This window comes from Paenibacillus sp. SYP-B3998 (assembly GCF_010820665.1).
In the GTDB taxonomy this organism is placed as follows: domain Bacteria; phylum Bacillota; class Bacilli; order Paenibacillales; family NBRC-103111; genus Paenibacillus_E.
The window spans coordinates 1-11,997 of sequence record NZ_JAAIKC010000031.1; the positions used below are offsets into that span (position 1 = coordinate 1).

An 11,997-nucleotide genomic window follows, 5' to 3' on the forward strand; every position below is an offset into this window, starting at 1 on the left:
ATTCCTCCGTGTACTGATTAAATGTTTGTCCTTTTTTAGCCATAGAAAAATCCCCTCCAAGTTGTACTCATTTCCTTATGGTACCATAAGGTTTTTTTTGAGTGTCTACTTAAAGGGGATATTACCATATTACCATTTCTCAAGTTTTTTTTATTTGGATTATGTAGGCACTTTTGTGTCATTGGACATCACCAGTCCAGTCCACCACCACCAGAAGAACGAACGAGGTTAATGCGTGTCAGCGCCGGGTGATTTCACATGGTTGTATGATCAATTGAACTGACTGACTAGATCCCTAAATAAATAATTGCGTAATTGTCTTTCTCAATACAATCGCAAAATTCTATTAATCTATTAAATTCTACTATTAATTCATGTTTTCTAAGATAGAGTTTTTCATAATGACCTTTAGATTCATCTTCGTCTTCGGAGTATGTAAAATTTCCAGTCAATTTCATTAAGTCGGGCGCTTGTGTAAATAGTAATAACCATGCTTTTAAAATATTCGAAAAAGGGCCAACTCCCTGCTTATCAATATAACTAACTCCAAAATAATTTAGTCCAAATTGATATTTATTAATTGATGGATTAAATGTTGTAACCCAATTTAATGTGTCCTGAATATATCCAATAATATCATCACTTAAATGAACTACCCTTTCATGATTTACTTGCCTTGAAAAATCATAATAATTGATACCTCTATCTATTTCATCACGAGTTAGCAATATAAAATCATGTATTAGCCCCATATCTCCTCCGAGTTATTGAGATATTAAAAATTTGCATTAACTTCATCTAACGTTATTGTATTCACAAACCCGAGAACCGTAAGGTGACTTGCTACCGGCCGCGACGTGGTTAAATTCGAAGGCGGCGTGACTATCTGAATCGACTTCTCAGAATTTGCCTCGGCAGACCAAGGTCCGTAAGGCGTGAATAAAGTGTTATAGGAAGTAACTGCTACTTGAAATACTCACAAACTATCTTCAACACTATCTTCAAAATCTATCGCTTTAATAATATTCTCGATTAATTCATGCTTAAATTTCAATTCGTTAATTATCCATTTTCTTCCTTGTCTAGTAGTATAGTATTTATAGTTTTTTCCAAATATTTTTCTCTCTTTGACATAGGATTGAACCCATTTAATTTGACTATCTGGATCAGAGATTCCTAAGTAATATAAAGGTTTTACAGCTAGTTTCATTAACTGTTTTTCGAGATCAGATCTGTAATAGCAAATATGTGAAATAATCGAGAAATAACCACGAGCAGCTCCTTCACAGTTGTAACTTGGCAAGTATTTATCTACATGAGTAATTATTTCCTCATCAGAGTATCGAAAAGGATCTGACTTAATAGTTTTTAAAATGTTTTGAAGTTTAAGGCTTCTTGAGAATTGACGAATCATACAATTCATTCCTTTATTTTTTCTGCTTTTCAGCTATTTCCTATAACGTTCTTGTATTCACGAACCCTCACCACCTTAAGGACCGTTAGGTCCGGCCGTGATACGGTTAGGTGGTGCAGGGTTGTCTGCCTGAATTATACTTCCTTGAAAATCCTCGGGCAGACCAATGGTAGTTAGGCCCGCCGCGTGATTACGGTGTTATATGAAGGACTAGCCTTCTTCGAATTAAATTTCAAAGTTGGTCTTGTTAATTCTGTTATAATCTTCAACTAATTCTTTATAGACTCCGACTTTCTTTCGTAACATCCATTCAAATAACGTTTTAACGCTCTCAAAAATATATGGTTTAACTCTGTAAGGTATTGCTCCCCGGGTTATATCATTCTCAACTAAATGTTCATAAAATCCAACACAGATGGCATTATGTAAATAGTGGCTTCTTCGATATTGATTAAAACACCATTCAGCGTAATTATAGATCTTATTTAGCTCTTCATTATCATTCTTCAAATGGGATGTAACCACCCTGTCTCTCAGTTCAAATATTAATGAATATACTGTGTCATCACCACCTACGAAACTAAATTTAATATCATAGAATAATTCTAATCCTTTTCTTCTCCAGGCACTCATAAACGTTCACCCTCATGGTTTATTAAGGAACTTTAAATATGGGTTTGAATTTGTTCAACGAATATATGCTAGTCTTTCATATAACGTTGTTGTATTCACGAACCCTCACTGGCTTAAGGGGCGCCAGCCCCGGGTCCGACGGACTTAGCCAGTGCAGGGTTGTCTGCCTGACTCCACTACTCCGAAATGCCTCGGGCAGACCAAGGTCGGCGTAGCCGACCGCAACGTGAATACGGTGTTAGATGAAGTTACTGGATTCATAGGTTTAACCCACGAGAGTCCCTTATATTCTTTACATTGCTTTTTACATGCTCTGATTTGTCATTCTCTCCGAGTTCAAGAAAACGTATTAATTCAACCGAATTAATTTTATTTAATACTTGTAATGCAGCTATCTTCTGATATTCCATACCAGTGTTCCAAGAAATAATTGCAAATTGTTCTGCATATTTCGACTTTATATTTCCAAGAGCTAGTAATGACCTTCTCATTACATATTCATTACTATCTCGATAATATTCTGTTAATAACAGTTCTACATCATTAGATGCTGACTCGATCTCTCCTAGGTAGTGAGCTAACTGCCATCTTGTATCCGACTCGTTATAGTGAAGCCCTTTCTTAGCTAGAAAAAGTAATAACTCCGGATAGTTTACCAAGTTACTTGAAATCTCTTCACATTCATTGTCACGAGCAATTAGATACAATACATTGTTAATAATTTCATCGTTCCACGTATTAAAATCTTCATTATTAAATAATTCAACTGAATAAGTATATGCTCTAGTCCAGTTCGGATACATTGAATCCCATTCGTATTCCTTAACTTGAGAATTAGACCATTCGTAAAAAGATTCAACTTCATCTTGTATTTTTTTATAGATTTGCTTCACTGAGTAGCTCTCCCACTTTAGCGATTTACGGTAATTTCATATAACGCCTTTTTGTAAAATTCACAAAATATTTTGCTATGTATGTATTCGTGAAATTCGTAAAATTTCCTTTTATTGATAATTTCATGAAACGAACACCTTTACTCCCGTCTTTTATAAAACAAAATGTTTCTTGCATTTCCCCAATTTCTTTCACTGAATCGGTAATCGGTACATATTCCATGTAACAAACCGACGATGACGTCCTGGAAGCCTTGCTCAGCCCCAAGTCCTTTGAACCAACTAACAAAGTATTCAAAACCTTCTCGATTATTTTCAAACGCAATTGGCTTCCCGAACTCGACTCCTCGGTAGTCTTGCGCACGAGCCACATGTTTAAATTTGGCGATGTCTACACCGACAATTAAGGTTGAAGAAGTGATTTGATTAATCCGTTCATTTTGAGTAGATTGCATGTTGTAGTCTCCTTTGTTTGTTTTTGGATCCGACGCTGGCCAGCATCTGGGACCCATAAACATCATACCAAGGAGTCTTTTTATATCTCAAACTCCGTATTTCTTCAAAATAGGAATGCTGCCCGTTAGCTTAGCAAGTTACAGGTCAGTCTACTGCTTGTCGGCAATCGGATAATGTTCTTGTCAACCGACAATTGTCTGCTAATATTTGTGTACGTTGAACCAAAACCTGTTGCATTGCGGAACCAAAATTGGTTGCATATCCACCCAATGAAGCAACTATGTTGCATAACGCTTCCTGGAATTAACAGTGATCATTTTAATGCAACCATATTTGCTTCATTTTCCACATTAAAACATACAGTTGCTGCCGAATGATTCGAAGCAAATGGTCTTTCGGTACATATTCCTCTAAATTGAAAAACTGAAGTTGAGGTTGTTTATCCCCATCTACTCCCATCATGTAAAGTCCCTCCCCAAAAAGAAAACCGCATAGAACTAAGTTCTACACGATCCCTTGGAAACCCTATGATTAAAAACTTTGTCAACAGCCCCGTAACAGGATGGGGATTCATTTTACTTACTTCATGTAAAATCATGAAGCATCTAAAACACATATTTAATTTTTAGTTTGATTCGTTTTTTTGCATTTGGAATTTTTGTCGATTACCAAAAATCATACGTGGTATCTACTTCTAAGTCTGCTTAATAGAAAAATCCATATACGGTTGTAGTACTATTAATCGTTGGATTTTCCAGTAGAAGAAAGTCATCGTTCTCGGTATAAGCATCATTATCATAGCCAAACAAACTAGAAGAATAGACGCTTCCTCCAAAACCAGATGCTTTTGCTTCAGCTGGCATGTCATTAATTTTCATGAATATCCACCCGATTTTATATGCTATGTCCACATTGGTACGATCTGGGTGACGATAACTAGCTTGGATCAGATATGCCTGCGGATGTTTATTAGGATCAGTGTTTATTTTCTGATACCATCGCTTATAAGGTTCATTTTCCCATTTTTGAAACACTGGATGGAACACAAGTGATGAGTCATCCGAAAAATATCCCTGAACTTCAATAATTATTTTTGTCTGACCGTCAGCGATATAAGAATTTTTCCAGTCGGAAATCTGGGTCTGAACGTTCAAGATCGCAGGGTCGGAACCTGCTGGAACAATCATGAGGTCACTTATCATTGGTGAATATAAACCTTCCAATTGAGACATTTGAGGGGCTGTGGCATTCAGATCTGAAGTTCCCAAATGATGGGTAACTCCATTGATGGTTACTGCAACATCATCAGAACTGATACCACGGTTTATAACCTGCACTAGGTAAGCCTTTGCAGTCCTTACATTGGTGCCGATTTGAGTGTTGACATTTGCAAGGCCTTCAATCGTCCGCAGTTGATTAAATTTCGTAAATTTATACCCTTTATCATTGGCATAGTAGCCCAAGAGTTTAACACGAATGTGTGCATCCGTTGTTTCCCCGTTTAACCGCCTGTCACTTGTATCGGATATATACCAACTGATCGGCAACGATTGTCCATTTCTCGGAACGATAACTGTTTTGGATATAACAGGTGAGTTATGTCCTCCTCTGTAGTATGATGTCCCCTTCAGAAGATTGGTAATTTTGAAAGATGACATTTGGTTCTCAAATCCCATTTCTTTAAGAGATACTTTCCCTCTCGGTGGCAAAAAGCAAGTACGTGCCTTTCCTTCGAAATTGCTATTCTCAAACAAAATGACACTCATAGGGAAGTCTGAGTTGGATCGAATCATGCTGATAGCGTCATTTGGTATACCCCGATTAGAAACAGAAGTTTCCCACACACCAGTCGCACTTGTGTTCAGGCGAGTTCCTTGGTTGTTCATACTCTCTTGAGCTGCGGTTAGAAAAAAAACATCGATATTTTGAGCTGTCCAGTCTGTTCCAGCGCTATTCACAGCAGTAAACCTCAGGGAAGAAATCTGGTTGTTGCAATTTCGGGAGTCACAATCCAAGGAATCGCCGGTCCATACACTTCCTCCAAAGTTTTCATCAGAGTAGGCCTCGATATTGTAATACTTATTATCACCCAACACTTCGATTTTTTTGATCGCGTTATCAGGGATGCCCCATGCTTGTAGAGAAGGTACATTAAGGTTATCTTTTGTACCCGTTTTCGAGTACACACTTCCGTTTTTATCTGTAATTTTTAATGTCCAAGTCCGATAGCGGATGTCATTTGTACCAAGCTGCGATTCGATGTCGCCTGTCTTTACCTTAACTTCTTTCGCACTCCATCTGTCAGATTCAACTTGCAGCACAAACGCTTCCGCATCAGGATAGTTTTGAAGAGAGGCATCATATTGGCCAGTTGTCAAATTCTTCGTCGCAGAGTCAGGAAGCAAGGTAACTGGACTTGGTAAGGGTACATAACTCAAACCTTCTTTAGAGCCAGACTCAATCATCTTGGTGGCTCGGTAAGCACCCCTGGCATCAACGACTGTTATCTTTGCACTGTAGGAAAGAGCTGCTGCACTATCTAGTGGTGCAGCATTATAATAAAACGCACCACTTTCATCCAGTTGCAATGAAATCTGTTGAACACTTCCGTTTACCATTACATCCGCAGTAACCGAACCAATCGGATAATCCCCATGTGCTACACTTGCATAGATGCGCTTGAAATCAGAAGAGTATTGCACCCAATTAATCACTGGTTCAGGTTTTGCCGAAGGCTCATGAATGGTTACCCGTGTTCCAGCCACAAGCTCAACGTCCAATAAACCCTTTCCTTCTTGCGTTAATCGATCTAATTGCGTGAGAACATCTGAAAGATTGCTAAAATAATAACTCCATTGATCGGTTACTTTTTTTCCACCGATGTAAATGCCGTCCTCACGCACTTCACCACCAACGGTATGGATGATCGCATCTCTAATCGTTACATTAGGATTATAGAAGGAAGAATGTGCGGCAAGTTTATATTCTTTGTTAACTCCATTTGCAGCTTCGAAGATAACAGTTGCTGTTTTCCCTTCAATCTGGGGGTTGTATACATTCCAGTCGCCAATCGGCTTCCATGTTGACTGAGATGAATCCCAGCGGATAGCACTAGCTTGCACAGCTACTGGCTCAAGTATCAGAGGAGCTCCCAATTGAATAGCCTTCAGTTCATCAAGAGATAAAACAATATCCTGGCTATTGCTATCTTTCTCCACAACGATAGGCCCAAATGTCTTTTGAGTACCAGTCGTAGTTAACAAAGGGGCTGTATATGTACTGGCATTTGGCTTAATCGTTGAGATAATTTTATTTCCCAGTTTTAAATTAAATGTCGGAAGCACGTCTTTGGCAGGTGCTGAACCATAATTCGTATATTGCAGGTTAAGCTTGACTCTTGCTGCTCGTGCAATATCTGTTGTTTTCGCTGTTTCCCATACTTGAGTTTTTGCAGCCGAATTAGTAACGGTTGAAGTTGTACCCCAGTTGCGAGAGCCTTCGTATCCCATTGCCACTTCATAAGTGAATGTCTTCTCAAGACCGCTCGTTCCGATCTTAAATTGACCTCCATGCTTCACTGAGATAGATCCTTTATGCGTTTGCTCATCTTTATTGGCTACGGCATTGGTGTATGTGCTGCTGTCTGAGTTCCCATTTTTGTCTGAAATCGTCCCAAGTGGAATGACGTCGAAGCTGTTCATGCTCACTTTGATCTGCGGATAGGCAGCAATCCACGGATCAGTCCTGGCTGGAGTTGATACATTCATATCCATCCCAAGTCCCGTTACCTTCATTTGATCGCTGTAAGGATCTGCTGTTGTACTCCAACTTGAAGAATCTGTTCTGTAGTAACTTGTTACTGGATTTCCATCCCAAGCTTGAACTCTACCATTTGACGAGATATAGCCATTGGTTTCCAATTCGTTGTTAATACCATCTGCATCACTATCTGCTGTATCACTCACAGGTTTTAGGGGAGTTCCTGGTCTTACCTCAAATTCAGAAATACTGGCCCAGACACCATTTGTAAGCCCTGTAACGGTGATTCGTACATATCGACCCCTTGCTGTAAAATCATCACTATTTACTATAGCAGGAGCAGTATTACTCCTTCTGTCTGCTACCAGCCACCATGTGCTTTTGTCTTTTGAAACCTCTATTTTATACTGGTAGGTAAAACCTGTTTCCCAAATTACTTTCGTACCTGCTATATTGTAATTCTCCCCTAAATCAACCATCCACCAATGACCTGTTTGCGGATCATTGGCGCACCATCTTGTAGATTTATTTCCGTCATTGGCTTTATTTGCAGTATTTCCTCCTTGCTCACTGTCTGAGGAGACTTGCTTATTAAGCGCAAGATTATTTCTATCTTCTTTTCCTGGTCTTACCTCAAATTCAGAAATACTGGCCCAGGCACCATTTGTAAGCCCTGTAACGGTGATTCGTACATATCGACCCATTGCTGTAAAATCATCACTACTTACTTGAGCAGAAGCAGTATTACTCCTCCTGTCTGCTGCCAGCGACCATGTGCTATTGTCATTTGAAACCTCTATTTTATACTGGTAGGCCTTATCTGATTCCCAATTTACTTTCGTACCTGCTATATTGTAATTCTCCCCTAAATCAACCATCCACCAATGACCTATTTGCGCATCATTGGCGCACCATCTTGTAGAGGTATTTCCGTCATTGGCTTTATTTGCAGTATTTCCTCCTTGCTCACTGTCTGAGAAGACTTGCTTATTAAGCGCAAGATTGTCTCCACTAGAGGCAGCAGTAACCCCAGCAGGCAAAACAATCTGTGCTGCCATGGACAACAGTAGAACAATACTCATAAATTTTTTGATTAGACTCTTCTTCACTCTCTTCCCTCCTCCGGTTTAGTAGTTTAGCCAGGTCTTACAACGCAATATCTGACTTTCTTGTGCCCAAATGTTTGGAGTTAGACCACCAGCAGCCTCTTCATTACCAGCTAGAACAGTAACAATGTAGAAACCATCTTTCGAGTCGATGACTTGATCATTATTGGTATCAAAACTAGCAAAATTCACCTCGGGATCAGCTTTAGCCAGTGCATCTCTTATCACTGTTCCAGTGTCTATTCCCGAATTATCCGGATGAGGGTAATCTAATTTTACTTTAACCACCCCATCATTTTGCGTACCATATTCCTCTATAGATTCATGAAGATCACTCCCCTTTTTCAATGGTATGCGGAATATTCTGTTGATAAATGCACCAGATTCATACATAGAATGAATCGACAGATACATCTATACAGAACTACTGAAACCCTATTTATTACAATATCGGTATATTTCTACAGTATGTCAAGTTATTTATTAATTTAAATGTAATTATTAGTATGAATTGCTAATAAAACGGAATTAAGGAAGATCACATGTGAGTTCTGTCAAAAAGCATACCATCCTTGCAGTTCCACAAAAATATTTGTTCATAATCTGCATGTTATGACCCTCCTCCTTACATAATTTTATATGGTACTTTTGCCATTTAAATTCTCCAAATGGTTAAAAATTGGTTCAAAAAAGTGCTAGATTATCATTCGCTTATTCCACTATTCCGTTACTTCAATAAGAAAAAGTGCAAAAAAATAAAAGCTTGATTTCTCAAGCTTTTTCTAAGTGGATAATGTTGGTGTGTTTTGTGTCATTAGACAATTATGGTGGTGCTCCTCTATTGACTTATATATGGGGTATCTTTCCATACTGATGGAAATCCTAAGGTTTAATCATGGAATAGTACGCTGGTGCGTGACCTGTTCGATCAACGTATTTAAGCGGATTATTCTGAACGTACGTATACAGATTCAAACTCAGTGGATTATCGTACTTGCCTTCATACGTATCCTCCGATAAAAACCGTCCCACACCCGGATCATGTAGAAATCAACACCTACATTACACTAAAAAAGAACCTTGAAAGGCGTGGCCGATCAAGGTTGAATGAATTGAATTACTGATCAATTCGAATTTTATTTATCACGGTTTTTTCAGGAATGACTCTCGTCTGTTATATCAGCTGGCTACATATATGCCAATAAACTCCCATATTACTTTTTTCCAAATTCTCGACTTCATCTAGGCCTCCAAGGAACAACATAACCTTGTATCCCACACATTCCTCATTTTTCAGGATCAACTCCTTACTTTTTTTCCATTTCAAATAGAAATCAGAGGCTAAACAAGCTTCATGATAGTTTGGAATTTCATCATTATGAAAATCATCGAAGCTGCAGGGAATTTCCAAAACTTCTCCTGTGCCTGGTTCAAACATTAGAATCTGCGATTGTCCATTGACAACCCTCTCTCTATCAAGAGCAAAGTGTCTACCGAGCCAATCATAGCCAAAACATGATATTCTTCCAGTATACTCAGGAAATGCATGAATAATGATTTTGTTCCACTCATTAATCTTTGAAATGTTATGCAATCTATACAATCCTTTTCCAAAAGATTCTCCATTGTAGAGGCTAAATAATTCAACAAACCCTTTTGTATTACTTTGCAGATCATTGAGCATCATCTCATTGAAATCACCAGATTGCTGCGAATGAGAAGTATTAAAAAAACTACAAAAGTGTTCAAACATTTTCCTACCCACTCAATCACCGATCTTGAATTTATCAAAAATTGTACCATACGGATAATCTTTAATTTTATTTTGAATTTGCTTCCCAAGACTACGATTCACGCTGCGATCCAAAGGATTCATATTCAAAATATCATCGGCCCCACCAAGTTTCAAATCAATAGAATGATCAACATCTTTCCCTGGAGGAACAGCATCCGCTCCGTTTGCTTTTTTATACCTTGCGAATGCAGATGTTCCACCTCGTTGCGAAGGCGTTTTAATCGTATTTGCCTCTGTCAATGCTTTTACTTTCGCGTTAGCCTCGGCTCTTTCAGTCTCAGTCCAACCTTCCTTGTACTTCAAGTCAATATCTATTCCTTTTCCAGCGTCCTTAACTTCTAAATCTTTATAATACGCTTCAATCTCTGCTTGTTCCGCTCGTATTGCTTCACTCTCAGCAAGTTTAGCTGCATCAATGACCGTGTTAACTACTGAATTTTCTTCTACGGTGACTAATTCCTCGGCCTTGTGTTGCGACGGTCGTCACCTTATCGTGCTAATATCGCGCGACAAAGAAATATAAATCGTTGCAGCATGCGCCTGGTATTCTCCGCTCATTGTCTGGCCGATCTTCCTCTTCGAGTTGAACCATATAGGGGTCCAGACAACATTTTAACGAAAAAATACAGTAAGGGAACGAACCGACTCTGTAAAGCTCTAATAGATAGAAGATCCCCGACCAAAGACCAGGACATTTCTGAACAAAAGGTTGATTATCTCCTTGAACGAAATTGTTAAGATTATACAGTGTCATGAACACAATGGTCAATTTGTTGAAAAGGAGATGAGTCATGTTCGCTAGAAACGAAAATAGGCGTTTATGGATCGCTCGCTTAGGTGCGATTGCTTGGATCTTTGGCACCATCCAATTCTTTGTAGTTCATATCATTGTCCAATGGGATTGGACTATACCTTACAACTGGTCATTCAATAACATTAGCGACCTCGGAAATATTTATTGTCAAGCTTGGGGCGATAATCAGCGTTATGTTTGTTCACCCTTGCACGGTTACATGAACATATCGTTTATCCTCGAGGGGGTAGCTGTTATTATCGGCGTGATTTTGCTCGGCTTCTTGTGGCACGGTATATTTGGATCATGGACAGCACGTATTCTGCTTCTGATCGCCGGGATAGGTTGGATTATCGTAGGGCGGGAACCTGCCGACGTGAATGAAAACCTTCACGTACTAGGCGCGTTATTCATCATGGTCTTAGGGAATGTCGGTCTCATTCTAACTAAGCCTGTTCGGGTCCCAAGTTATGCGCGGAACATCCGAATATTTTCTCTAGCCATTGGAGTTATTGGACTTGTCGCTACCGGGCTGTTCTTCACGGGCCACTATCTTGGGCTTGGCATGGGTGGAATGGAACGGATCGCAGCTTTAACGATGCAGATGTGGACCTTCACCGTAGGGTGATACCTGCTAGCAAGGTTCAAGAAAGGCAGCGCATTACCTCAGGATGAAAAAGCCCATCGTTTCAACTAAAAGCAGGACAAGGGGTAGGGCCAACAATTTGACCGTTTTATACGCTTAGTATTAGCGGACATGCATTCTCGACATTTCTGACAACCTTAGCGAACGTAACGAGCCAATTTCCGGCACACTGTTGACCACTAACAACCTTAGCGTATATTCTACGCGGTTATCTAAACGAGCTCGTGATAAACCCTTGATATATAAGGATATGTACATTGTTTACATGTAATCAATGTATTCTTGTGGGAACATCACAAAAAGCAGGCCATAACTGGAACAATACAGTCTTGGCCTGCTTTTTTCTGTCATTCAACTATCTATCCGTTAGCTCAATGATCTGAAGAAATTGTTTCACTCAAGCTATTCCTCAGAAATCTCTCTACGCACTATCTAAACCCAATCTGACGCCGAAATTATTCATTCACCTTGCCTAGGGCGAATATCTTAATGGGGAAGTACA

10 protein-coding genes and 2 pseudogenes are annotated in these 11,997 nt (G+C 39.2%); 1 reads left to right on the forward strand and 11 read right to left on the reverse strand.

All coding sequences use genetic code 11. The features are described from left to right. Positions 1-287: 287 nt before the first annotated feature. The 11 genes and pseudogenes from GK047_RS29005 to GK047_RS29055 form a co-directional block, all read right to left on the reverse strand. Positions 288-752 (reverse strand): hypothetical protein, encoded by a 465-nt coding sequence (locus GK047_RS29005; RefSeq protein WP_163954228.1) that lies wholly within the window; start codon positions 750-752, stop codon positions 288-290. Between the two features lie 224 nt (positions 753-976). After that, positions 977-1,414, reverse strand: a complete 438-nt coding sequence (locus tag GK047_RS29010) for a hypothetical protein (protein ID WP_163954230.1) — start codon at positions 1,412-1,414, stop codon at positions 977-979. 225 nt (positions 1,415-1,639) lie between these two features. Continuing rightward, a complete protein-coding gene (locus GK047_RS29015; protein ID WP_163954232.1) occupies positions 1,640-2,047 on the reverse strand; it encodes a DUF7674 family protein in 408 nt (135 codons plus the stop codon). A gap of 257 nt (positions 2,048-2,304) precedes the next feature. Next, positions 2,305-2,940: a HEAT repeat domain-containing protein gene (locus tag GK047_RS29020; protein ID WP_163954234.1), complete on the reverse strand. Its 636-nt coding sequence runs from the start codon at positions 2,938-2,940 to the stop codon at positions 2,305-2,307. Positions 2,941-3,080: 140 nt separating this feature from the next. Next, positions 3,081-3,395: a hypothetical protein gene (locus tag GK047_RS30830; protein ID WP_205517028.1), complete on the reverse strand. Its 315-nt coding sequence runs from the start codon at positions 3,393-3,395 to the stop codon at positions 3,081-3,083. Between the two features lie 319 nt (positions 3,396-3,714). Next, positions 3,715-3,858: a hypothetical protein gene (locus tag GK047_RS29030; protein ID WP_163954236.1), complete on the reverse strand. Its 144-nt coding sequence runs from the start codon at positions 3,856-3,858 to the stop codon at positions 3,715-3,717. A gap of 242 nt (positions 3,859-4,100) precedes the next feature. Then, on the reverse strand, positions 4,101-8,264 hold the full coding sequence (locus GK047_RS29035; protein WP_163954238.1) for a discoidin domain-containing protein: 4,164 nt from the start codon (positions 8,262-8,264) through the stop codon (positions 4,101-4,103). Positions 8,265-8,318: 54 nt separating this feature from the next. Continuing rightward, a pseudogene (locus GK047_RS29040) lies at positions 8,319-8,576 on the reverse strand (M6 family metalloprotease domain-containing protein); the annotation flags it as partial. A gap of 600 nt (positions 8,577-9,176) precedes the next feature. After that, positions 9,177-9,305, reverse strand: a pseudogene (locus GK047_RS30835) (RHS repeat-associated core domain-containing protein); the annotation flags it as partial. A 130-nt stretch (positions 9,306-9,435) separates the two neighbouring features. Then, positions 9,436-9,948, reverse strand: a complete 513-nt coding sequence (locus GK047_RS29050) for a T6SS immunity protein Tdi1 domain-containing protein (RefSeq protein WP_205517029.1) — start codon at positions 9,946-9,948, stop codon at positions 9,436-9,438. Positions 9,949-10,026: 78 nt separating this feature from the next. Next, positions 10,027-10,359: an HNH endonuclease gene (locus tag GK047_RS29055; RefSeq protein ID WP_163954244.1), complete on the reverse strand. Its 333-nt coding sequence runs from the start codon at positions 10,357-10,359 to the stop codon at positions 10,027-10,029. A gap of 488 nt (positions 10,360-10,847) precedes the next feature. Between GK047_RS29055 and GK047_RS29060 the strand changes: the two genes are divergently transcribed. Further along, positions 10,848-11,477 (forward strand): DUF998 domain-containing protein, encoded by a 630-nt coding sequence (locus GK047_RS29060; protein WP_163954246.1) that lies wholly within the window; start codon positions 10,848-10,850, stop codon positions 11,475-11,477. Positions 11,478-11,997 lie beyond the last annotated feature (520 nt).